Genomic DNA, 24221 nt, shown 5'->3' on the forward strand with positions numbered 1-24221 from the left:
AGCGAAATATGACAATAAATCACGTAGAAGATGCGCTACTCAAACCGGGCGGTCTCACCGAACAAGACATCGCTAACACATTAGAGAGTATTGCTACTCGTCAAATTGACTACGCTGATATCTATTTTCAGTCAAGCTGGCATGAGTCTCTCGTTCTGGAAGATAGCATCATCAAAGACGGTTCGTTCAATATTGATTGTGGCCTTGGTGTTCGTGCTGTTACTGGTGAAAAAACCGGTTTCGCTTATTCTGATCAAATTCAACTTGATGGCTTAAAGCAGAGTGCGATTGCGGCTCGCGGTATTGCTCAACAAGGTCAAAATGGCAAAGTTCAAGCGTTTAAGCGTTTTGACAATCAAGCCTACTACGCAGCTGTAAACCCATTGAACTGTTGGGAAAAAGAAAAGAAAACGGCTCTGCTAAAAGAGTTAGATGCTTATATTCGTACTAAAGAGCCGCTGATTGAAGAAGTCTCCATTAGTTTAAGTGGTTTACACGAGCAGATGTTGGTTGCAGCAACAGATGGCACTTATGCCGGCGATATTCGTCCGCTTGTGCGCCTATCTATTACCGTATTGGCACAAAAAGGTGATCGTCGTGAACGTGGTAGTTCAGGCGGTGGCGGTCGATTCAATTATGACTATTTCCTAACCAGTGTTGAAGGTCAAAACGTTGCGTATCAATACGCTGATGAAGCAATTCGTATGGCACTGGTGAACTTAGAAGCTGATGCGGCGCCGGCAGGAACAATGCCAGTGGTACTGGGTTCTGGTTGGCCGGGGGTATTGTTACACGAAGCCGTAGGCCACGGTTTAGAAGGTGACTTTAACCGTAAAGAATCGTCGGTATTTAGTGGCAAAATTGGCGAGAAGGTGACGTCGAATCTTTGTACTATCGTTGATGATGGTACCTTAAAAGATCTGCGTGGTTCACTGAACGTTGATGACGAAGGTGTGGCAGGTCAATACAACACCTTGATTGAGAATGGTGTGCTTAAAGGTTACATGCAAGATAAGCTAAACGCTCGTTTGATGGGTGTTGCGCCGACCGGTAATGGTCGTCGTGAATCTTATGCTCATCTACCAATGCCACGCATGACCAATACCTATATGCTACCAGGGCAACATACACCGGAAGAAATCATTTCAACGGTGAAGAAAGGCCTATATGCACCAAACTTTGGTGGTGGTCAGGTAGATATCACCTCCGGTAAGTTTGTTTTCTCAACTTCAGAAGCCTACCTGATTGAAAACGGTAAGATTACACGACCAGTGAAAGGGGCAACCTTAATTGGCTCAGGTCTTGAGGCAATGCAGCAAGTCTCTATGGTGGGTAATGATCTGAGTATCGATCGCGGTGTGGGTATTTGTGGAAAAGCGGGACAAAGCGTTCCTGTTGGTGTTGGTCAACCAACCTTGAAGCTAGATTCAATCACTGTTGGCGGCACAGAATAGAGCGAACAGCAAAACGCTTAGCTATTAGAAATGGAGAATACTTCGTTTCGATAATTGAGAGGCGATCGCTTGGGTTCTGACACTGATTAATTGAAAGGGCTGACGTCATTGCGTCAGCCCTTTTTTCTCTCTATTCTTTTTCTCGCTTCTCGCTTCTCGCTTCTCGCTTCTCGCTTCTCGCTTCTCGCTTCTCGCTTCTCGCTTCTCGCTTCTCGCTTCTCGCTTCTCGCTTCTCGCTTCTCGCTTCTCGCTCTTTATTCTCAGATCCCTTCACGCTCGATTGGGCAGCTCATACAACGAGCACCACCGCGGCCTCGGCCTAGTTCATTACCTGGAATAGGCAACACGGTAATACCTGCTTTATCGTACTTTTCATTGGTATAAACATTGCGTTCATAACCAATCACCACACCGGGCTTCACGGTCAATACATTATTGGCATCGTTCCACTGTTCTCGCTCGGCTTCGTAGCTATCGCCACCAGTGGTAATGATCTTCAGTGCATTGAGGCCAAGCGCATCTTCGATGGCGCTCATTAGATCGGTAGCGGTCTCTACATGAACTTGCCCATCCCCTTCAGGGGTGAGTACCCAAGTATTGAGATCTTTACGCATCACCTCTGGGTACATCGAAAAGGTATCAATATCCATATGGGTCATTACGGTATCCAAGTGCATACATGAGCGACTTTTTGGTAGTTCAACCACAATGACTTGTTGAGCTTGGTTATGTCTGAATAACTGGGCGGCTAGGTTTTCTACCCCCTGCGCTGTTGTACGTTCTGACATACCAATTAATACTGCGCCTTTGCCAATCACCAGTACGTCGCCCCCTTCAATATTGGCGTTATCATAATGGAGATCTTCATCACCAAAATATTTAATGAAATCTTGTCCGGCAAAGACAGGGTGCCAATGATAAATGGCGCGCAGATGATTCGTTTCACGCTGGCGAGCGGGCATCATCATTGGGTTGAGTGACACTCCACCATAGATCCAACATGAGGTATCACGAGTAAATAAATGGTTGGGTAGCGGCTCAATGGCGAAATCAAGTGAGCGGTGCAATTTGGGTAAAATGGAAGCGGATTTAAATGGTAGCTCTGAATAGGCTAAGCCGCCGAGTAGAATGGAAGCAAGGTGCTCATTATCCATTTCACTCAGATAGTGGCGAAAATCACGAGCAAACATCGGCCCATAGCGAAAGTCAGATATCTGAGTGGTTAGTAACCACTCTCTTGCCGCTGGTACGTTGAGCGTATCAACCAGCAGATCATGTAAAAGCAGTACTTCCACATTTTGCTCGCGCAACGTGTTGGCGAATGCATCATGTTCTTTTCCCGCCTCTTCTACTGCCAATACATCATCAAACAGTAACTCATGACAATTGGAGGGGGTGAGGTGCGAAAGAGCACGCTCGGGTCGATTGAGTAATACTCGCTTTAATTGACCAACCTCTGAGCCTACGTACAACTTACTCATTATGTATCCTTACATCTAGTTCCTATACTATTTATGACAATGTTAAGAGGAAGATGCAAGTCTGTAATTAATATCTAGTGCTTTATAATGGCGCTTATTCTATCTAAATGACTTTGATTTCCTTTATAGGTAGTCAATAAATCTAATGATTAGCAGGCGCATAATGGAAAAAGTTATGAGTGAATATTCAGCTAAGCGATAACGATCGCATTCTACTCACTTTTGCCAATAAAGGAGGTGAGCCATATTTTTACTTAGGTGACCTCACCAGATATGCAATGTCGTACCATATTCAGGCGTATTAAGTTGTAAACTTGATCTTTGATGAGCGATAGATTGTTCTGATTTTATCGATTGTGGCCGATTGAGTTAATTTGGATCTTTTTCGCTAAGATCTGCGCTATAAAGCGCAGCGTATGTGGATAAAGATCGTTGCCAGGCCTGTTTCTTGGTGGAATTTTTTTTTGATCCATGCGATATTTCGTCGCAAGAAATCATCATTACTGTTATCACACTCTGGAGCGCTATTATGTCTCATGAAGATGAATATCTATCGGTAGAAGAATTAATCGAGATTCAAAAGGAAGAGACTCGCGATATTATCCAAGCATTGCTTGAAGACGGCAGTGATCCAGATTCGCTCTATGACATCGAGCACCATCTATTTGCTGAAGATTTCGACACGCTAGAAAAAGCAGTTGTTGAAGCGTTTAAGATGGGCTTTGAAGTACTTGAAGCGGAAGAAACAGAAGACGAAGATGGCAAAAAGCTACTTTGTTGTGATGCAACAATGCAGTCAGCGTTGAATGCAGAAGCGATCGATGAGCAAGTATTTAAGCTTGTTCACCTTGCTGAAAAATATGACATTATCTACGATGGTTGGGGTACATACTATGAGGGCGAAGACGCTCTATACCCTGAAGAAGATGAGGACGATGAAGAGTAATTTCAGCCTCTAAACGACTGCATCTCAGCATCAAAAAATACCAGCCATTGCGCTGGTATTTTTGTTTCTATCTCAGGTTGGATTCACTATACTCTGGGCTAATTTGATCTAGCGCAAGTTTATAGAACATGGAATTATCTCTCGCGGGTCTATGGCAACTCTCGCCATTAACGGACTTATCGATACCTCAAGGTGATATCACCTTCCCAAATCCTCTTAGTCATATTTTGCCCAAATCGCTTTCTGAGCAGACTATTGCGGCTCAAGAGTGGCACCTCATGCATGATATTGAAGTCGATGAAGCCATGTTGGCTTTTCCAGCCATAGATCTGATTATGGCGGGTGTCGATTACTACGCTGAAGTGCGGATCAATGGTGTCGCTGTATTTGATTGTGATTCAACTCAAGCTCGCTATAAAAGAGACATTCGCCCTTATCTGCAATTAGGTCGTAATCGTTTTGAAATTCTTTTTCTTGAACAAGAAGAGGATTGGCTTGTTGAGGAAGAGGAACAGCCGCAAGATCTTTGTCCGTTAGGCCAAGAGTGTTACCAGCAGTACGATACTCGAATCGGTATTTGGCAGGAGCCTTATCTGCAGTTTATACGTCACGTTCGTCTCGAGCACATTAGTACCGAGCAAATATGGCATCATGGTGGTGGCTGTGAGTTTTTAGTCAATTTGTACTATAAGACTTATGCCATGGGCTTGGTGTCAGCATCGGTAAAATTCAATGGTATGACATATCAACTCCCCATCGATGTGCGTAATAACCATATTTCGGCTTTATTCCAAATTGAAGCGCCGATATACAATGACCCAAATCAACCTGATAACGGCTATTTATATCAATTGGAAGTCAGTCTTGACGGACAAACCCAACGTTTTAATGTTGGGCTGTGTGAAGATCTTTGTGTGCAGCACTATCCGATATAACATCGCCAATCGATATCCTCGTTAGTGAGCACAACCCCAAGGCTGAACGGATTGAACGTGGTGCTGAGCCTGTTTACGCAACCATACTTTTTCATGGAAGTAATAGGCGCAAGTGTTAATTGTAGGCTCAATAGCGGCCATAATACCACCGACAAAGGCATCGCCAGTCAATAGATACACCACACTAAAAGCGACACTGAAGTGAATCACGGCAAAGCTGGTGGTTTTCACTTTGGCCGATTGTGCTAAACGTTGCAAAGAACGAGATTTAGCCCAGACCAATTCATGAAAATAGAAAGCAACCGTATTCACGCTTGGCTCTATCATCGCGATCATACTACCGATGAGAATGTCACCGGTCAGCAGGTAAGCAACAGTAAATGCGATGGTAAAGTGAATCGAGGCGAAGGTTAGAGTCTTTTTCATGATTATTGGCTTCTGTTTAAATGATGGATTTATTATTGGCCAAATGATTAATAAAGAAAAATGGCTTGTATTTATTTTATTGATAGTTAAAAACTATTAAGGCGCTCATGGTGAGCGCCTTTTTAATGGTTGAAATGATGTTGTGGCGAATTAGCTTTGTGGCTTGACCACTAAAACTTGTACTAGGGAAGCTTGTACGACTTTACTAGCAACTGAGCCGAGTACGGCTTTATCCAACTTAGATCGTTTGTGGCTTGGCATCACGATTAGATCGGCGGCTAACCTATCGGCATATTGCAAAATGGTTTTGTACGCTTTGCCTTCCGCAATGTGAACCTTGTAAGGAACTTGATCGCCAATGTGCTGCTGGGCAAAAGCGGTGAGTTGGAGGCTGACGTCTTGCTTCATTTTTTGTGCTGCATCTTTAGGGAAATAACTGCTCACCATCGACGAATGAATGCCCGGAAGAACATTCAATAAATGCAGTTGCGCGTTATTGTGCTTAGCGTGCCAAATGGCGATCTCAATCGCACGATCTGAGAAGCCTTTTTCGTTGAGATCAACAGGGACAAGGATCTGTTTATACATTATTTTTTCTCAGTAAGGCCCTAAACTAGGGCCGATAGTGTGGATTAGGCCGTGAGTGCTTGTTGGCGAATACGACGTCGTTGGTTGACTCCCATTAGGAATACAATCATTAGGCAGGGTACGAATACCCACTCTTTCATTGGTCTCTCTGCATCTTGAATGATCCATTCGATCTGCCAATCAAAATCAATCCCGGATGCTTCCGCTGGACTGCCAAATTCAACCATATCAACAATCATTTTGCCGTCACTTTCGTTTAGCATCAGCCCCATCGAGCTTAGGCGTTCTTCCGCCGTAATTGCATCATCTTCAAAAGGTAAACGTACCGTTTTCTCAATGAAATCTCCGACCAGATTTTCACCAGAAACGCGCAGCACAACGGCTTGACCCACATCGAGTGACTCTGTGATTTGCGTTATTTCCACTCCAGGAGAAAGAACTTTGGCGGGATAAATCATGTCCCACCAGAAACCAGGACGGAAAAATGAGAATGTCAGCACCAGTAACAGCAACGTCTCCCACCATTTATTTCGCGTTAACCACCAACCTTGTGTTGCCGCTGAAAAGAGCAGCATCGCGATAATGGCTGATATCACCGTCAAAGCAAGGTGCCACCATGAGTCAATGCCCATCATCAATAATTGAGTATTGAAAATAAACATAAAGGGTAAGATCGCGGTACGGATATCGTAGGTAAAACCTTGAATACCGGTACGAATCGGATCGGATTTCGCGATAGCTGCGGCGGCAAATGCAGCCAAACCAACGGGGGGAGTATCGTCGGCTAAGATGCCGAAATAGAAGACAAACAAGTGCACGGCGATGAGTGGAATAATCAGGCCATGTTGTGCGCCTAAGGTGACAATTACCGGAGCCATCAAGGTTGAAACCACGATGTAGTTGGCAGTAGTTGGTAAGCCCATACCAAGGATCAAACTGATCACTGCGGTAAAGAGCAGCATCAACAGGATATTGCCGCCAGAGATAAACTCGACGAACTCGGTCATGACGAGACCAATTCCGGTTAGAGTCACTACGCCAACAACAATACCGGCTGCAGCCGTCGCCACACCGATACCAATCATGTTACGTGCACCTGATACTAAGCTTTCGGCTAGGTCGATAAAGCCTTGCTTTGTTTGTGCGTGGATATCACCGCTGTTCGCCATTATGGCTTTGAGTGGACGCTGCGTTATCAAGATAAAAATCATAAATACCGTGGCCCAAAACGCAGAGAGCCCCGGAGAAAAGCGCTCGACGGTCAAGCACCAAACCAAAACCACAATAGGCAGTAAGAAATGCAGGCCTGATTTTATTGTTGGGCCGGGATCGGGAACTTCGGTTAACTCTGCATCGATCTCGATATCGCCTTCTTTCGCGTATTTAGCGGAGATGCGCAGCAGAGCAACATAAGCAATCAGCAAAGCGCCACCCATGATTGGCGTTGCGGCATCACCAAAGACATCTTTCGTCCAACCTACGCCGTAGTACACCGCAGCACTGACCACACATAGACCTAAAATAGTGCCAGTAAAGGACAATAGACTTTGTACTAACGTCGGGTTATGTCGACGCGGTAAGCCTTCCATACCGGCTTTGCATGCCTCAAGGTGGACGATATAAATCAAAGCGATATAAGAAATAAGAGCTGGAAGGAGGGCTGCTTTGATGACCTCAACATAAGAAATGCCGACATATTCAACCATCAAAAATGCCGCCGCACCCATAATTGGTGGTGTGAGCTGGCCATTGGTTGAGGCGGCAACTTCGACCGCTCCAGCTTTAGTTCCAGGAAAGCCAACACGTTTCATCAGTGGGATGGTAAAAGTACCGGTGGTGACGACATTCGCAATCGATGAGCCCGAGACAAGGCCGGATAATCCGGAAGCCACCACTGCCGCTTTGGCTGGACCACCTCTCATGTGCCCCAGTAATGAGAAAGCGACCTTAATAAAGTAAGCACCTGCACCAGCTCGTTCGAGCATGGCACCAAATAAAACAAACAGGAATACAAATGAGGTCGAAACACCTAACGCAACGCCAAAGACCCCTTCAGTGGTAAGCCATAAGTGCGACATGGCTTTATTTAAGCTCGCCCCTTTATGGGCAATCACATCCGGCATGTGTGGGCCGGCAAAGGTATAGAGTAAGAAGACGGCTGCCACAACCATCAGTGGTGGCCCCAAGGCTCGACGTGTTGCTTCAAGCAGCAATAACATGCCGACAACCGAGATAATAATATCAGGAGAGGTTGGTGCCCCAGAACGGTCGGCCAATTGGGCATAAAATATATAGATGTAGGCGGCGGAGAAGCTGCCTGCTAGCGCAAGTAGCCAGTCAAAAACAGGAATACGATCGCGCGGTGATCCTTTTAATGCTGGGTAAGCGGTAAAGGCCAAAAAGATGGCAAAGGTGAGATGTATTGCGCGTGCTTCCGTGTCATTTAATACCGCAAAGTTAAAAATAAATGGTAACGGGGAAGCGTACCAAAGTTGGAATAGCGACCAACATAACGGTACAAACCATAAGATACGTCCAGGAATGCCAGATGGTGAGCGTGCCCCAGTATCGGATTGTGCGACCATTTCCTGCACATCTTGCGACGGTGCTGTTGTCTGCGTCATGTACCTTATCCTTATAATATCTGGTTCAATTCATAATTAATGTTGAACCTGAATCCGCACCTATCAGTGTAGTTAGCTGATTGAAAAATGCGCATCGATTGATTTACTAGGTAAAAAAGAGGTAAGGCTTGAGATTAAGCCTAAAGACGTCTGCTGTGAGACGTTGGAGGACAACAAGGAGGCGGAGCCTCCTTGTTGTTACTTACTTAAGAAGAGCGGCTTACTTGAGAAGACCAACTTCTTTGTAGTATTTCACCGCACCTGGGTGAAGAGGGATAGAAAGACCTGCTTTCACCATGTCTTCTTTTTTCAGGTTGGCAAATGCAGGGTGTAGACGTTTGAAGGTATCAAAGTTTTCAAACACTGCTTTAGCAACGTTGTAAGCCACTTCATCTGAAACATCAGCAGTCGTTACCATGGTTGCCGCAACACCAAAGCTGTTGACATCTTGGTCTGTACCACGGTACATGCCAGCAGGCACTGAGCTAAATGCGTAGTAAGGATTCGCGTTGACGATCGCTTCAATTTGCTCACCCGTTGCAGGGATTAGCTTAGCATCACACGATGTTGTCGCTTCTTTGATTGAACCGTTTGGGTGACCAACCACATAGACAAATGCATCGATTTTGTTGTCACACAATGCTTGAGAGCGCTCTGAACCTTTTAATTCAGATGCGAGCTTGAAGCTGTCGTTAGTCCAGCCCATCGCGTCCATCACAACGCCCATCGTCGCTCGGTCACCAGAACCTGGATTACCGATATTGACGCGCTTTCCAGCTAAGTCAGAGACATTTTCGATCCCTGCATCTGAACGTGCAATGATGTTGAAAGGTTCAGTGTGAAGAGAGAACATTGCGCGTAAATTTTTATAAGGGCCTTGCTCTGAAAATTTACTGGTGCCGTTGTAGCCATGGTATTGCCAGCCTGACTGAACGATACCAAAATCAAGCTCACCAGCACGAATGGTGTTGACGTTGTAAATAGAACCGCCTGTAGACTCGACAGAACAACGGATATTGTGATCTTTACGGCCTTTGTTGACCAACTTACAAATAGCACCACCGGTTGGATAATAAACACCGGTAACAGAACCAGTACCGATAGTAATAAATTCCTGCGCGTTAACAGCACCTGCACCCATAACTGCAGCCGCAATTGCGCCGGCTTTAATAAGTTTGTTCAATGCCATGAATTTTCCTTCCTTTATTCATTATTAACCCCTTTGCAAGTGTAGTTGCTTTGGGAATTTCCTATATTAGAAACGGCATCTTTTCCATGCGATTTAATAGAAAAGTGGCTAAATAATACCAAAAAAACCACAGATAATTACATGTTTATTAAACAAGTTAGCAACATTGGCTGCTTGACAAGCTAACAACTTCTTTTGTGGTTTTGATTAAAGTTCTTTTTTATCAATCGTTTATGGTTACCGCGAGAGGTAAGAGGAGTTTAGTTAAGATGTGACATAAGTCACACTGATAAAAACAGAGTGACTTATTCGGTGTAGCTTGCTGATGTGGTTTAGCCTGCGTACTCAAATAGTTGGCATACAGAGTTAAACAGTTGCTCAGTGGTGATGTTTGCGGTTGGGGTAATAAAGATAGTGTCATCGCCTGCTACGACGCCAAGAATACCTTCAGCCTTACCGAGTGAATCAAGTAAACGGGCAATTAGTTGCGCAGCGCCTGGACCGGTATGAATAACAACCAAAGCCGCGTTGTGGTCAATATCGAGTACTAACTCTCTTAAAGAACTTGATACGGTAGGTACGCCAAATTCTGCAGGTAAGCAGTAGACCATTTCCATTTTTGCATTGCGTGTACGTACCGCACCAAACTTGGTTAGCATACGAGACACTTTGGATTGGTTAATATTTTCAAACCCTTCCGTTTTTAATGCTTCAACGATGTCCCCTTGAGAGCCAAAGCGCTCTTCTTTTAATAATGCTTTAAATGCACGTACTAGGTTGTCTTGTTTTTCTGAATGACGCATGGTTCTCTTTCTTTTCGTCATATAACCAAGTGAATAGTCTCGCATATCTATGCACTTTCTGCCAGTTAAGCGGTGAAAAAAAGTCAATTTAATTTGGATGTATTTAGCATAAATTACTGATAGTTATCTTTGTTAACCCGTTGTCATTTAAGGGGTTTGTTGTGCTATTATGCACTGGTTATGTAGCACGTAAAGTGTGAGGTGCGCAACCTCGCAAAGCTGACGTTAAATAATTGTAATCAGAGGTTGATTATTATAGCTTGGGCTATAGAACAGACTAAAAATTACCCTACCAATATATAATAGAGATGATTTCTCAAGGAGAACTACGATGAAAGTAGCCGTTATTGGTGCCGCTGGCGGCATCGGACAAGCTTTAGCCCTACTACTGAAGAATCGCCTTCCAGCTGGTTCAGATCTGGCCCTTTATGATATTGCACCGGTTACTCCTGGTGTTGCGGCTGATTTGAGTCACATCCCAACTCCGGTTTCGATTAAAGGTTACGCAGGAGAAGATCCGACCCCAGCTCTAGAAGGTGCTGATGTGGTGTTGATCTCTGCTGGTGTTGCTCGTAAGCCTGGAATGGATCGCGCAGATCTATTTAATGTTAATGCTGGCATTGTAAAAGCATTGGCGGAGAAAATTGCGGTAGTTTGTCCGAAAGCATGTATCGGTATCATCACTAACCCTGTTAACACAACAGTGCCAATTGCCGCTGAAGTACTGAAAAATGCGGGTGTATACGACAAGCGTAAGCTTTTTGGTGTGACGACACTGGATGTGATTCGTTCTGAAACTTTTGTTGCTGAGCTAAAAGACAAAGATCCAGGTGAAGTGCGCGTTCCTGTGATTGGTGGCCACTCTGGCGTGACGATTCTACCGTTACTTTCTCACGTAGAAGGTGTTGAATTTACCGCTGAAGAAGTTGAAGCACTGACTAAACGTATTCAAAATGCCGGTACCGAAGTCGTGGAAGCGAAAGCGGGTGGCGGTTCTGCAACACTTTCAATGGGTCAAGCGGCATGCCGTTTTGGTCTATCATTGGTTAAAGCACTACAAGGTGAAGAAGGTGTTGTTGAGTGTGCTTATGTTGATGGTGGTAGTGAGCATGCGACGTTCTTTGCACAACCAATAAAACTTGGCAAAGAAGGTGTCGAAGAAGTACTAAGCTACGGGGCACTCAGTGATTATGAGAAAGCAGCGCTAGATGGCATGCTAGAGACGCTAAATGGCGATATTGAAGTTGGCGTTGATTTCGTAAAATAATGTAATCAAAGCTCATCGTAAAAGCCGATCTTATGATCGGCTTTTTTGATCCTTGTGGTGACTTGTTCGTAAGCAAACAATAAACAAGGAGTCGGCAATGGAAATTGATCATCTATATAAAGGTATGCTGATAGATTGTCATCTTGGTGTGAGCGAAGTTTTGGTCGTTGACAGCGTGACACGTTCAGTGCTCGTTGAGAACACGAAAACCCACCATCAAGAGGCACTTAGCTTGGATGAAGTGTTTGATGAGCCGCAATTACATCCGGGTTGTGACAAATACTATTAATGATGGGTTAATAAAGAAAAAGGTAAGCCTAGGCTTACCTTTTTTCATTTTGTTGATAGCGATAGCTGAGTTTATTTAGTGCGATTCACAGACATGTGCGCAAGAGTGATCAGTGCTTGCTTGTATTCTGAATCAGGCAGGACCGATAGCTCTGCAATTGCTTTGTCTGCTTCTTCATTGGCTTTCTGGCGGGTGTAATCCAAAGATCCTGTTTGATCCATGGCCGCAAGAATATCATTCAAACGATCCATGCCGTTGGATCTTTCGATCGCTTCTCGGATCATCGCCGCTTGTTCAGGATTACCGTGATGCATCGCGTAGAGCAAAGGCAGCGTTGGTTTGCCTTCAGCAAGGTCGTCGCCCACGTTTTTGCCCATATCTTCACCATCAGAGGTGTAATCCATGACGTCATCAATTAATTGGAATGCAGTGCCGAGATACTTACCATAGTTTTGCAAAGCCAGTTCTACTTCGGCAGGAGAGTCGGTCAAGATCGCTCCTATTTGGGTTGCCGCTTCAAACAGACGCGCTGTTTTAGAATAGATAACCTGCATGTAACTTGCTTCGGTCGTATCTGGATTATTGCAGTTCATCAACTGTAGGACTTCACCTTCCGCAATAACATTAACCGCTTCACTCATAAGCTCGAGAATTTTCAATGAGCCTAATTCAGTCATCATTTGGAAAGAGCGAGTGTAGATAAAGTCACCAACTAAGACACTTGCAGCGTTACCAAAAGCGGCGTTTGCTGTGGCTTTGCCACGACGCATATCCGATTCGTCAACGACATCATCGTGCAATAAAGTCGCAGTGTGGATGAACTCGATAAAGGCCGCTGAGGTGATATGAGCGTCACCTTGATAGCCAAGAGCTCGGGCTGTTAAAACCGCAAGAAGAGGGCGTATACGTTTGCCGCCACCACTGACAATGTAGAAACCTAGTTGGTTAATCAGGGATACATCAGAGTTTAGCTGTGCTTGAATTGTTTCATTCACTTTTGCCATGTCATCGGCAGTAAGCGTTTGGATAGCTTTAAAATCCATTGTTATTCCGGCTGAGGTTAGGACCTGTCTGGTGTTTACACATTCTTTAATAGATGAATAATACACTAAAAAACGTTGAAAAATACATGCTTTAAGGGCATGATCTCGGCACTTTTATTTGGCGATTACCTTTTCGCCATTTTTTTAAAAATATGGCTTGTCATAGGCAAGGCTCTTCTGTAGAATCTGCGCCCTATTGATGATTAGTTTAGCGCACACCCAAATTGCTAAAATGCATGTAAAGGCTGTGCGGAAAAAGCGGAGTAAAATATGTACGCTGTTTTCCAATCTGGTGGTAAACAACACCGTGTAAGCGAAGGTCAAACTCTTCGTTTAGAGAAATTAGACGTTGAAACTGGTGCAACAGTTGAATTTGATAAAGTTCTTCTTGTAGCTAACGGTGAAAACATTCAAGTTGGTGCACCTCTTCTTGAGGGTGGCAAAGTTGTAGCTGAAGTTGTACAACACGGTCGTGGCGATAAAATCAAAATCGTTAAGTTCCGTCGTCGTAAGCACTCACGTAAGCAGCAAGGTCACCGTCAGTGGTTCACTGAAGTGAAAATCACTGCAATCAACGCTTAATCGTATTAGGAGAGCTTAACAATGGCACACAAAAAAGCTGGTGGTTCTACTCGTAACGGCCGCGATTCAGAAAGCAAACGCCTAGGTGTTAAACGTTTCGGTGGCGAGTCTGTTCTTGCAGGTAACATCATCGTTCGTCAACGTGGTACTAAATTCCACGCTGGTAACAACGTAGGCCTTGGTAAAGACCATACTCTTTTCGCTCTTACTGAAGGTAAAGTGAAATTTGAAGTTAAAGGTCCTAAGAACCGTAAATTCGTAAGCATCGAAGCTGCTGAGTAATTCACGCTTCTAGCTTAGAATTAGGTTTCTAGCTGAATTTAAAAGCCCTGCCAAATCGGCGGGGTTTTTTATTTATACGAGAACCAAATAACCAGAAGCTTTTGGGCTACGTTATCTTAAGTGTTTAACGTTTAAAGGAAAACCTCTCGTTATTTGGTCCAAAGTAGGGCGGTCCAAGATCTCAGGTGATCGATCTGTATATGGGATCTGCTAGAATTTATATCGTGGTTATGGAACCGTTTTGGTTCTAAACATGATATTGCAACGCACAAAATGCGGAGTAACAGATGAAATTCGTTGATGAAGCGGTAGTTAAAGTTCAAGCTGGCGACGGCGGTAGCGGTGTTGTTAGTTTTTGGCGTGAAAAATTCATCACCAAAGGTGGTCCTGACGGTGGTGACGGTGGCGATGGCGGTGATATTTATATCGTTGCTGATGAGAACCTTAACACACTAATTGATTACCGTTTCCAACGCTTCTATGAAGCGGAACGTGGTGAGAATGGTCGTGGTGGTAACTGTACTGGTAAGCGTGGTAAAGATAAAATACTACGAGTTCCTGTTGGTACGCGTGCTGTCGACATTCACACCAATGAAATTGTGGCTGAAGTTGCAGAACATGGTAAGAAAGTGATGGTTGCTAAAGGCGGCTGGCACGGTCTTGGTAACACGCGCTTTAAGTCTTCAGTAAACCGTGCACCTCGTCAAAAGACGTTAGGTACTAAAGGTGAAATTCGTGAATTGCGCCTAGAGCTACTATTGCTAGCTGATGTTGGTATGCTTGGTTTACCAAATGCGGGTAAATCTACCTTCATTCGCGCCGTATCTGCAGCAAAACCAAAAGTAGCGGATTACCCATTTACGACACTGATCCCTAGCCTAGGCGTGGTTAGTGTTGTTGCTGAGAAAAGCTTCGTTGTCGCTGACATTCCTGGTCTTATTGAGGGTGCGGCAGATGGTGCTGGTTTAGGTATTCGCTTCCTTAAACACCTTGAGCGTTGTCGTGTGCTGCTGCACATGATCGATATTATGCCGGTTGATCAATCTGATCCGATCCAAAACGCATTGACGATCATTGATGAGCTAGAGCAGTACAGTGAGAAACTGGCAGACAAACCTCGTTGGTTAGTGTTTAACAAAGTGGATCTGATGCCTGAAGAAGAGGCGGATGAGATCATCGAAGGTATTTTGGATGCGCTTGGCTGGGAAGAAGAATACTTCAAAATCTCAGCAGTAAATCGTCAAGGTACTAAAGAGCTTTGTTACAAGCTTGCGGACTTTATGGAAACACTGCCACGCGAGTTGGAACAACTTAGTGAAGAAGATAAAGTCGACTTCATGTGGGATGATTACCATAAAGACGCGATGTCAGGCAAAAACGTTATTACTGAAGATGGTGATGACGATGACGACGATTGGGATGACGAAGAAGATGACGGTCACGTTGTCTACGTTCGCGACTAATCCGATCGAATTAAAGAAACCGCATTTATTTGCGGTTTTTTTTCGTCTCAAATATTTTTACGTCTTAAATCAAAGTTATTTGCTGAAAATTTCGTCACAATATTGCGCCGCGTTATGGCTGAGTGGCCAGTGGTTTAGATGTTAATCAATTAGTATGGAAGCTAGGTTGTATGGAAACTAAGCAAAGAGCGATATCGCGCTTAATTGCTCAAGCAGGACAGATGTTGCTCGCCCACGGAGGTGAGAGTGCTTTAGTGGGTAGCATCATGGAAAGGATAGGTTTGGCCTGCGATATGGATGAAGTGGAAGTGTCATTGTCGGCAAGTTCATTGGTGGTCACAACGGTTTATCGTGGTCACTGTATTACCACTGCGCGCCGTTGCCCTGATCGCGGTATCAATATGCGTGTGATTACCCAAGTACAACGCATCTGCATTATGCTAGAACGAGGAATCATCAATGATTACCTTGCCCAGCACAAAATCAATCAAATTAGTCCTGAACGTTATAATCGCTGGTTAGTTGTGGTTATGATCGGTTTGTCTTGCGCTGCATTTAGCCGTTTGGCTGGTGGTGACTGGACGGTTTTCGCGATGACTTTTCTCGCTTCTTCTGTTGGTATGATTGTTCGCCAAGAGATCGGACATCGACATTTTAATCCTTTGGTTAACTTTACTGTGACCGCATTTGTTACCACGGCGATTTCGGTCCAAGCGGTAGTGTATGAATTGGGCAATGCCCCAACTATTGTCATGGCTTCTTCTGTTTTGATGTTGGTGCCAGGGGTGCCATTGATCAACTCAGTCGCGGATATGCTGAAAGGTTACGTCAATATGGGGATTGCTCGTTTTGTCATGGCAAGTTTACTCACTTTAGCGACTTGTTTAGGCATTGTTGCGGCGATGAGCTTATTTGAAGTGTGGGGATGGCTAGTATGATGAATCTAGATTTGTTGATTGGTCTGCTTAACGATATGTTTTTCGCTGCGATCCCCGCGGTTGGTTTTGCGTTGGTGTTTAACGTGCCACAAAAAGCGTTGATCTACTGTGCTCTTGGCGGCGCTCTGGGTCATGGCTCTCGTTATTTGATGATGCATTTTGGCATTCCTATCGAATGGGCCTCTTTTTTTGCCGCGACACTGGTGGGGATGATCGGTGTCCATTGGTCACGTAAGCTATTTGCTCACCCTAAGGTGTTTACGGTCGCTTCATTGATTCCAATGGTGCCTGGAGTGTTTGCTTTTAAGGCAATGATTGCCTTAGTGGAATTGAACCACCGAGGTTTTGAGCCTCAATTGTTGGAAATGCTCACCACCAACTTTCTTAAAGCGATGTTCATTATTGCTGGTTTAGCGGTTGGCTTAGCAATGCCGGGCTTGTTATTCTATCGCCGTCGCCCGATTGTATGATCGGTCTAATTATTACTTAAGGATATAGAATGATCATCAGTATGATTGCCGCGATGGCAAATGATCGTGTGATTGGCAAAGACAATCAAATGCCATGGCACTTACCGGCTGATTTCGCGTGGTTTAAACGCTGTACTATGGGCAAGCCGGTGGTGATGGGACGCAAGACCTACCAATCGATTGGTCGTCCGTTGCCGGGACGACACAATATTGTGATCAGTCGTGATCGTGATTTAATCATTGATGGTGTCACCATGGTGACTTCAATTGAGCAAGCACTTGCCGCAGCAGATAATGTCGAAGAGGTGATGATTATTGGTGGTGGTGCGATCTATCACGCTTGTTTACCTCTGGCAGATAAGCTGTATGTGACTCATATTGATGCGAACATTGATGGTGATACTCGATTCCCCGCGTGGGATAAAAGCTTTGTAGAGCGTTATTCAGAGAGCTATAAAGCAGATGAGAAGAACGCTTACGATATGCGTTTTGTTATCTTGGAGAAGTAAGAACACGTCGTTTCGATAAGCGAGAGCTGAAGTATCATCGCGGTTTCTCTGGTGGAGAGCCGTTTTACATTCTCGTTTCTTAAAGCTTAGTCTTCTCGATTCTCATCTCTTGCAGCAAAGCAAAATGTTGCGCCTTCAAATTATGTTAGCGCTGGCTGTACAAAGTATTGTTTGTCTTCCCAGCGCAGCATTGTGAGCGAGCCTCCCCACACACAACCAGTGTCTAAACCTATTTCACTTTGTGAAAAATGGCCTTCTAACGCAGCCCAATGACCGAATAAAACCGGTTTTTCCAGCTTGATGCGATTGGGTAAATCAAACCATGGCATCAGTTCATTGGTATCATTTTTTTGTGGTGGCAGTTTACATGCCATGTCTAATCGACCATCAGCAAAGCAAAACCGCATGCGAGTAAATGCGTTAATGATATAGCGATATCGGTCAATACCAGTGAGAGTGTCGTGCCATTTGTCTGGTTGATCAGCATACATATGTTCGATAAGCCAAGGCCAATTGTCACTTTGTAATATTTGTTCGATCTCTTGATTGGCTGTTCGAGCAGTGGTGAGATCCCATTGCGGAGAGATCCCCGCATGACACATTACGAATTCAGCATGTTCCGCGAATAAAGGTTGCTGACGTAACCAGAACAGTAATTGATCTTTGTCTTCAGCAGTAAAAATCGCCGCCGTTTTATCTTTGTCTTTTATGCGGTGAATACCCAACGAAACGGCAAGCAAGTGTAGATCGTGATTACCGAGCACAACCACTGCACTGTTACCTAGCTGCTTGATAAAGCGTAATGTTTCCAGAGATTTTGGTCCGCGAGCAACAAGATCGCCTGCGATCCACAGTTGATCATGATTTGTATTGAAATTTACGCTTGCCAGAAGACGTTGTAATTCATCTAAACAGCCTTGAATATCACCAACGATATAAGTTGCCACTGACTATTCCTAATTTAAGACATTTGGGATTGCGAGTCGGAAAGGGTCAATTTCAGCAATGAATTGCTGCCCCTTTTCATCTAGCATTATGTACTGTCCTTGCATCACGCCAACCGGAGTTTCGATGGCGGTACCACTGCTGTAGGTGTACTCATCATGCCCATCGATAAAAGGTTGTTGACCAACAACCCCGTCCCCTTCGACATTAATTTGTTTGCCATTAGCATCGGTAATTAACCAGCGACGACTGATTAATTGCACGGTTTGGCGACTGAGATTTTTTATCGTGACTAAGTAAGCAAAGATGTAGTGATTTTCGGTAGGGTTTGATTGTTCCGCAATATATTTGCTGTGGACTTGGATTTTGATACAAGGTTGTGAGACATCCATGTGTTAGCTCCTCGTAGCATTGTGCCGTGTTAAAAGAAAAGGGCGCCTGAGCGCCCTTAAAAATTATACGTGATTGGCGTCAAGCCAGTTCGCCATCGCAACAAACTGCTCTAGCGTTAGGTTTTCAGGACGTAGTGCTGGATTGATGCCTAGCTCTTCAAGTGTTTCAACTTCTATCAGGCCTTTATAGCAGTTGCGAATCGTCTTACGGCGTTGGTTAAAGCCTTCGCGACATACGCGCTCAAGCCATTTTAGGCTTGTTGCTGGGTGAGGTAGCACTTCATACGGCATTAGGCGCACGACCGCAGAGTCTACTTTTGGTGGTGGAACAAATGCTGTTGGTGGCACTTCAAGCACTGGTACTACTTTACAGAAGTATTGTGCCATCACAGTTAAACGACCGTATGCCTTACTACCAGGGCCTGCTGCCAAACGGTTAACCACCTCTTTTTGCAACATGAAGTGCATGTCTTGAATGTCCGCATGGAATTCAAACAGGTGGAACATCAATGGCGTAGAGATGTTGTATGGCAGGTTGCCGAAAATACGCAGTTTATTGTTCGGTTTTACCAGCTGTGCGAAGTCGAAGCGCATTGCATCGCCTTCGTGGATCGTCAGCTTGTCTGCTAATTCTGGGTGGTTACGCAGACGCTCAGCCAGATCGCGGTCCAGCTCGATAACGGTAAATTTATCGACTTCGCGGCCTACAGGCTCTGTAATAGCACCAAGGCCAGGACCGATCTCTACCAAGTTTTGACCTGGTCTAGGATTGATGGCAGAAACGATACCATCAATGATATAAGGATCGTTTAGGAAGTTTTGACCAAAACGTTTACGCGCTTTGTGTCCTAAATGGACATCATTTCTCATTGTTTCTTCTCTACTAAATCTATTGCATGCGTCAGCGCTGTTCGGAAGCTCCCTGTGTCCGCAAGACCGGTTCCTGCTAGGTCAAGAGCTGTTCCGTGATCAACCGATGTTCTTATAAAGGGTAGACCAAGTGTGATATTTACTGATCGTCCAAATCCTTTATATTTCAGGACTGGCAATACTTGGTCGTGGTACATACCCAATACCGCATCGGCATCTTGTAAGTATTTCTCATTGAAGATGGTATCGGCGGGAAGTGGGCCTATCAGCTTTATTCCTTTCTGAGCTTTAATGCGCTCAAGTGTAGGCGTGATAGTTTCAATTTCTTCTCGACCCAAGCAGCCATCTTCTCCTGCGTGAGGATTAAGCCCGCAAACATAGATGTTTGGCTGACGAATAGCAAATTTTTCTACTAAATCACGATGTAAAATATCAATGATTTTTTCCAATCGCTCTTCAGTCACAGCTTTTGATACGTAGGCGAGTGGGATATGTGTCGTCACTAAGGCAACACGTAGTCCTTCCGTTGCCAGCATCATAACAACCAAAGGAGTATTAGACTTTTCAGCAAAAAACTCAGTATGGCCGCTAAAGGCAACGCCTGCTCGGTTGATGACACCTTTGTGCACAGGGCCGGTGACAACCGCATCAAACTCGCCACTCATGCTGCCATTCGCGGCACGTTCCAAGGTCTTTAGAACATAGTGGCCATTAGCTTTATCGAGTTTACCCGCTGCAACCGTTTGGTCACTCGCAATATGATCCACAATCAAAGAGCCCGCTTGTTGTGGGCTCACTGTTAAGCTTGCATCGTAATCATGCAAGGTCACATCAATGCCGAGCAATTTGGCGCGCTCGGCGAGCATTGTTTTGTCAGCACAAACCACGATTTGATGATCCCAACTCTCGCTTGAAAGTGCTAAGACCAAATCTGGGCCAATGCCTGCAGGTTCACCTGCAGTGACAACAATGCGTTTAATTGACATTACGCTGATCCTGTACCATTTCTACGTAAGCGCCTGCGCGGAGTTCTTGTACCCAGGCGCTGGCTTCTTCATTGAACTTGCGGTTGAACAAAATACGGTAAGCTTTGTTCTTCATTGCTGAATCCGTGCGGTCAACTTCGCGGCGATCGAGTACTTCAACAATGTGCCAGCCATGGACGGTTTTAAATGGTGCGCTAATTTGGCCAACCGCTAAGGTGTCTACTTGGTGTTTAAACTCAGGAACATATAGATCGGAGGTTTGGTAACCTAGTTCACCATTTTGTGCCGCAGAGCCAGGGTCTTGGCTATATTGCTGAGCCAACTCCGCAAAGGTCGCTTCGCCAGCATTGATCTGACGAATAAACTCGTTAAGTTGCTTTTGCACGCCGTCATCACTCAATATGACGGTTGGTTTAACCAAAATATGACGTGCGTTAACTTCGGTTACTGCAACGGTTTCAAGACCTTTTACGTCTTCAATTTTTAGAATATGGAAACCAACACCACTGCGGAAGGGACCAATAATACTGCCTTTATTTTGCAGCTTGATTTGATCAGCAAAGATGGTTGGCATCTCTTCTTTACGCATCCAGCCCCAATCACCACCTTGCAGTGCTTTTGGCCCTTTAGAGTAGGCGTAAGCGAGTTTGGCAAAATCTTCACCGCCATTGAGCCTTGTTACTAGCTCGTTAGCTTGTGCTTCTACTTGCGATTTATCATCACCGTCATTCACACGAAGTTGAATGTGACCAATTTTGTACTGTACGGTCGCACTGGTTTCTTGTGCTAACACTTCCGCCAGATTTTCTACCTCGGCTGGCAGAATGTTGATGCGGCGACGAACTAACGCGTTACGCGCTTCGCTAGCAGCGATCTCATTTCGAACTTGCTCACGAAATTCAGGGTAGCTAATGCCTTGTGCGCTGATTGCGGCTCTCAGTTGTTCAACGGTTTGATTATTGTTTTTGGCGATATCGGCGATAGCATCGTTTAAACGATTATCATCAATACGCACACCAATTCGTTCTGCTTCTTGTTGCTGAAGGTTTTCAAGGATGAGTTTTTCTTTCACTTGCTCAATCAGCACATCTTCGTCTGGTAATGCTTGACCATTTTCACTCGCGTTAAATTTGAGTGTTTTTACTGCGGTATTGATATCGCTATCGAGAATCACGCCTTCATTGACGATAATCGCGACTTTATCCATTTCAACCATCTCAGCAGAAGCTGTACTGATATGGCATGCCGCTACCAGGGTAAGCAGCGTGTATTTCCAAGTTTTCATCAATAACCCTTTAAATAAACGTTTGGCCAGCCTTATCGGCTGGCTAAAAAATTAGTTGTTCAAATAGAATGGACGGCCATAACCGAGCGAGTTACCAGCACTGTCGAGTCCTGAGAGTCCCGAGCCTGCTCCGATATTGGTACCAAAACCGACAACGCCAAAGTTAATACTAAAGTTGCTTTCATATTCAGGCTCAGAATTTGGTGAGCTGAAGGTCGGATTCCAGCTACGCAGTTGGTTGCTATACGTGAAGCCAATATACCAACAATCATCGATATAGTTTAAGCGCGCCAACCATTCAAGTGAGTTTTCAGTGGTTAAATCATAGAAGTACTGAGCGCTCGCGTTCCAATTATGCGATAAGTTGTAACCCGCTAAGAAACCAGCCTGTGAAATGCCATCTCGAGTAATGCCATTGATGCCATTTTCACTATCGATACTATTTAGATCGACGGTCTGTTCTATGTACTCCTTGGTGACATAGCGGTAGTTACCTTGAACATAGCCGCCATTGAAGCGGTATTCTAAGGTGCTGTTACCCAATTGCATTTCACCAGAGTCAACATCGTATTGAATGCCACCGTGATAGAACAAATAATCGTTGAAGTTAAAGTCCATCTCCACAGCCCATGCTGAGTAGTTGGTCGAATCTTCTTCATTTTCTCCAATTGAGGTCGAGTTTTTAGTCGATTTATCAAGGTAAAAAATCTGACCAAAAGAGATATTTAAACGTTCTTTGTACTGGTCATCGAAAAAGCGCGTCGAGGCGCCGTAACTGAATTGGTTAGCCGGCGCAATGCGGTCCACGCCACTGTATTTTCGACTGCGGAATAGGCCGTAGTAATCGGTTTGCAATAACGTCGTGTCGTATAAGTAGATATCACGTTGATCTTCTTGAGGCACATAAAGGTACTGAATTTGTGGCTCTAGTGTCTGGGTATAACCACCTAATACATAGGTATCACGTTCAAGTACGATACCAGCATGAGAGCGAAATTCCGGGATAACCCGCGTGACATCCTCTTTCAAATTGTAGCCATTAAATTGTTCATCACTGAGGTTGATGCCACTCAAATCTTGCTGATAGTAGGTGCCAAGTAGGCGCGCTTCAGTCGTCCATGTGCCCCAAGTGGTGCCGATAGGCACGGTTAGACCAGGTTCAATATGCACGCGCGTTGCCGATGGTTTATTACCATCGTCGGTATCAAAGCGTGAAATACTACTCACCATATCAAAATCAAGATACGGTGTTAGCTCGGGTGCGTAGTAGTTAAACGATAGTTGTGGCAATAGGCGATATGGCAGATTTCCTTCCTCTGTCAACACTTGGAAATCACGCGCCAGTAACGATGCATCCCAAGCATGGCTGCGATAAGTTACTTTACCCTCTTGGATTAATTGTCCATCTTCGCGGTTACCAATACCTGAATCGACATCGGTAAAATAGTCGATATCACTGACTTTTGAGTAATCAATATCAAACTTCCACGCTTGGTCATAGATACCACTATGAGTATATTGGAAGCCCCAGCGATCGCCTTTTTCTGGGTGCTTTTTATCATCGGGTAGATATTCCGATTCAATTTGACCTGCGCCTAATTCAGTTAGGTAGCGGAAGTTACTATTTAGTTGGGTACCGCGCTTTTCCATGTATTTGATGGTCGTTTCGAGATCGTAGTTCGGTGCTAAGTTCCAATAAATCGGAACTTCCATCTCAAAGCCATCACTTGAACCATAAGATACTGTCGGGTAAAGAAAGCCCGTTTTACGAGTGTCGCCAATCGGTACGGTTAAGAATGGCAGATAGAAAACCGGTACACTTTGAATTTCAAAGCGCGGATTATAGAAGGTCGCCTCTTCGTCGTTTTGGTCGATATCAATACTTGATGCCACCATGCGCCAAGAGTTATCACCTTCTGGACAAGAGGTAATCGAGCCATCTTCAATCTCGTATAATGCTTTACCGGTTTTCGCTACATAAACCGCTTCACCACGGCCTGGCTCACAGAGAAATTGGTATTTGGTATTATTGAGTTCAATATGTTCGGAATTGAGATGATTGACGGCCTTGTCTGAAATGGTTTTTACTTCACCATCACTGAACGTAACGTTGCCTTCGGCAATCACGACATTATCTTGCTGGTGCAGAGTAACGTTATCTGCCAGCATGCGTTTTTTGCCTTGAACGACAACCACGTTACCGCTATAAGTAGCTTTATCGCCATTGACGCCCTCTAAGCTATCCGCTTCGACGTTGATCGGTTGCTGGTTGGGATTTTCGGCATCAGGTTGATCGATCAAACATTGATCTATAGCAGGCAGTTCCTGCACACTGTCGTCAACTAGCGCTTCACTAGCTTGAATCTGTGATGTAAACACTGCAGCGCTGATTGAAGCGGCAAGTAACGAACGGGGAAAACGTGGCATCGAGTTTTACTATCCTGTTTAACTTGA

The 24221-nt window shown here is 44.7% G+C and carries 24 protein-coding genes; 11 read left to right on the forward strand and 13 right to left on the reverse strand.

The genetic code is table 11. The annotated features are described in order from the left end of the window. Positions 1 to 8: 8 nt before the first annotated feature. Complete coding sequence (gene tldD, locus RH85_RS09265; protein WP_006711960.1) at positions 9 to 1454, forward strand: metalloprotease TldD; 1446 nt, start codon at positions 9 to 11, stop codon at positions 1452 to 1454. A 260-nt stretch (positions 1455 to 1714) separates the two neighbouring features. On the opposite strand, the gene arcA is transcribed toward tldD, so the two are convergent. Continuing rightward, the gene (gene arcA / locus RH85_RS09270) at positions 1715 to 2935 is read right to left on the reverse strand and encodes an arginine deiminase (RefSeq protein ID WP_006711961.1); all 1221 of its coding nucleotides are present in this window, start codon (positions 2933 to 2935) and stop codon (positions 1715 to 1717) included. Positions 2936 to 3464: 529 nt separating this feature from the next. On the opposite strand from arcA, the gene rraB reads away from it, so the two are divergent. Beyond that, a complete protein-coding gene (gene rraB / locus RH85_RS09275; protein WP_039948929.1) occupies positions 3465 to 3881 on the forward strand; it encodes a ribonuclease E inhibitor RraB in 417 nt (138 codons plus the stop codon). Positions 3882 to 4009: 128 nt separating this feature from the next. Beyond that, positions 4010 to 4816 carry a glycosyl hydrolase 2 galactose-binding domain-containing protein gene (locus RH85_RS09280; RefSeq protein ID WP_006711963.1) on the forward strand — a complete coding sequence of 269 codons (807 nt, stop codon included), beginning with the start codon at positions 4010 to 4012 and terminating at the stop codon, positions 4814 to 4816. A gap of 21 nt (positions 4817 to 4837) precedes the next feature. On the opposite strand, the gene RH85_RS09285 is transcribed toward RH85_RS09280, so the two are convergent. The 5 genes from RH85_RS09285 to argR all read right to left on the reverse strand — a co-directional run bounded on the left by RH85_RS09285 (position 4838) and on the right by argR (position 10446). Beyond that, positions 4838 to 5242: a DUF2061 domain-containing protein gene (locus tag RH85_RS09285; RefSeq protein ID WP_006711964.1), complete on the reverse strand. Its 405-nt coding sequence runs from the start codon at positions 5240 to 5242 to the stop codon at positions 4838 to 4840. Positions 5243 to 5392: 150 nt separating this feature from the next. Continuing rightward, positions 5393 to 5830: a universal stress protein gene (locus RH85_RS09290; protein ID WP_006711966.1), complete on the reverse strand. Its 438-nt coding sequence runs from the start codon at positions 5828 to 5830 to the stop codon at positions 5393 to 5395. 44 nt (positions 5831 to 5874) lie between these two features. Then, complete coding sequence (locus RH85_RS09295; RefSeq protein WP_006711967.1) at positions 5875 to 8454, reverse strand: TRAP transporter permease; 2580 nt, start codon at positions 8452 to 8454, stop codon at positions 5875 to 5877. A 220-nt stretch (positions 8455 to 8674) separates the two neighbouring features. Then, the gene (locus RH85_RS09300) at positions 8675 to 9643 is read right to left on the reverse strand and encodes a TAXI family TRAP transporter solute-binding subunit (protein ID WP_006711968.1); all 969 of its coding nucleotides are present in this window, start codon (positions 9641 to 9643) and stop codon (positions 8675 to 8677) included. A 332-nt stretch (positions 9644 to 9975) separates the two neighbouring features. Next, entirely contained in the window at positions 9976 to 10446 is a 471-nt protein-coding gene (gene argR, locus RH85_RS09305) for a transcriptional regulator ArgR (protein WP_005593142.1), read from the reverse strand. Positions 10447 to 10777: 331 nt separating this feature from the next. Here argR and mdh point away from each other — a divergent pair, with 331 nt between their 5' ends. After that, positions 10778 to 11713: a malate dehydrogenase gene (gene mdh / locus RH85_RS09310; protein WP_006711969.1), complete on the forward strand. Its 936-nt coding sequence runs from the start codon at positions 10778 to 10780 to the stop codon at positions 11711 to 11713. Positions 11714 to 11810: 97 nt separating this feature from the next. Continuing rightward, a complete protein-coding gene (locus RH85_RS09315; protein ID WP_006711970.1) occupies positions 11811 to 12002 on the forward strand; it encodes a hypothetical protein in 192 nt (63 codons plus the stop codon). 71 nt (positions 12003 to 12073) lie between these two features. Here the strand turns inward: RH85_RS09315 and ispB are convergent, their stop codons facing one another. Continuing rightward, positions 12074 to 13045 carry an octaprenyl diphosphate synthase gene (gene ispB / locus RH85_RS09320; RefSeq protein WP_006711971.1) on the reverse strand — a complete coding sequence of 324 codons (972 nt, stop codon included), beginning with the start codon at positions 13043 to 13045 and terminating at the stop codon, positions 12074 to 12076. A 270-nt stretch (positions 13046 to 13315) separates the two neighbouring features. Between ispB and rplU the strand changes: the two genes are divergently transcribed. From rplU to folA, 6 genes are all read left to right on the forward strand, one after another. Continuing rightward, on the forward strand, positions 13316 to 13627 hold the full coding sequence (gene rplU / locus RH85_RS09325) for a 50S ribosomal protein L21 (RefSeq protein ID WP_006711972.1): 312 nt from the start codon (positions 13316 to 13318) through the stop codon (positions 13625 to 13627). A 21-nt stretch (positions 13628 to 13648) separates the two neighbouring features. Then, positions 13649 to 13909, forward strand: a complete 261-nt coding sequence (rpmA, locus tag RH85_RS09330) for a 50S ribosomal protein L27 (protein WP_005593148.1) — start codon at positions 13649 to 13651, stop codon at positions 13907 to 13909. 287 nt (positions 13910 to 14196) lie between these two features. Further along, positions 14197 to 15372 (forward strand): Obg family GTPase CgtA, encoded by a 1176-nt coding sequence (gene cgtA / locus RH85_RS09335; protein ID WP_005593150.1) that lies wholly within the window; start codon positions 14197 to 14199, stop codon positions 15370 to 15372. Between the two features lie 170 nt (positions 15373 to 15542). Then, positions 15543 to 16310: a threonine/serine exporter family protein gene (locus RH85_RS09340; RefSeq protein ID WP_006711973.1), complete on the forward strand. Its 768-nt coding sequence runs from the start codon at positions 15543 to 15545 to the stop codon at positions 16308 to 16310. Beyond that, positions 16307 to 16780, forward strand: coding sequence for a threonine/serine exporter family protein (locus tag RH85_RS09345; protein ID WP_039948930.1), 474 nt, complete (start codon positions 16307 to 16309; stop codon positions 16778 to 16780). Before RH85_RS09340 ends, RH85_RS09345 begins: the two co-directional genes overlap by 4 nt. Before the next feature lie 29 nt (positions 16781 to 16809). Next, the gene (gene folA / locus RH85_RS09350; protein WP_006711975.1) at positions 16810 to 17289 is read left to right on the forward strand and encodes a type 3 dihydrofolate reductase; all 480 of its coding nucleotides are present in this window, start codon (positions 16810 to 16812) and stop codon (positions 17287 to 17289) included. A gap of 140 nt (positions 17290 to 17429) precedes the next feature. Here folA and apaH read toward each other — a convergent pair whose 3' ends face one another. From apaH to lptD, 6 genes are all read right to left on the reverse strand, one after another. Then, entirely contained in the window at positions 17430 to 18236 is an 807-nt protein-coding gene (apaH, locus tag RH85_RS09355) for a bis(5'-nucleosyl)-tetraphosphatase (symmetrical) ApaH (RefSeq protein WP_006711976.1), read from the reverse strand. A gap of 9 nt (positions 18237 to 18245) precedes the next feature. Further along, on the reverse strand, positions 18246 to 18626 hold the full coding sequence (apaG, locus tag RH85_RS09360) for a Co2+/Mg2+ efflux protein ApaG (protein ID WP_006711977.1): 381 nt from the start codon (positions 18624 to 18626) through the stop codon (positions 18246 to 18248). A 63-nt stretch (positions 18627 to 18689) separates the two neighbouring features. Further along, on the reverse strand, positions 18690 to 19496 hold the full coding sequence (rsmA, locus tag RH85_RS09365) for a 16S rRNA (adenine(1518)-N(6)/adenine(1519)-N(6))-dimethyltransferase RsmA (RefSeq protein WP_006711978.1): 807 nt from the start codon (positions 19494 to 19496) through the stop codon (positions 18690 to 18692). Beyond that, a complete protein-coding gene (pdxA, locus tag RH85_RS09370) occupies positions 19493 to 20482 on the reverse strand; it encodes a 4-hydroxythreonine-4-phosphate dehydrogenase PdxA (RefSeq protein WP_006711979.1) in 990 nt (329 codons plus the stop codon). Before pdxA ends, rsmA begins: the two co-directional genes overlap by 4 nt. Continuing rightward, positions 20472 to 21767 (reverse strand): peptidylprolyl isomerase SurA, encoded by a 1296-nt coding sequence (surA, locus tag RH85_RS09375; protein ID WP_006711980.1) that lies wholly within the window; start codon positions 21765 to 21767, stop codon positions 20472 to 20474. The genes pdxA and surA overlap by 11 nt, the downstream gene beginning before the upstream one ends. A gap of 51 nt (positions 21768 to 21818) precedes the next feature. After that, entirely contained in the window at positions 21819 to 24194 is a 2376-nt protein-coding gene (gene lptD / locus RH85_RS09380) for an LPS assembly protein LptD (RefSeq protein ID WP_006711981.1), read from the reverse strand. Positions 24195 to 24221: the final 27 nt, after the last annotated feature.

Origin of the sequence: Vibrio ichthyoenteri ATCC 700023, assembly GCF_000222605.1 — a bacterium.
GTDB classification, from domain to species: Bacteria; Pseudomonadota; Gammaproteobacteria; order Enterobacterales; family Vibrionaceae; genus Vibrio; species Vibrio ichthyoenteri.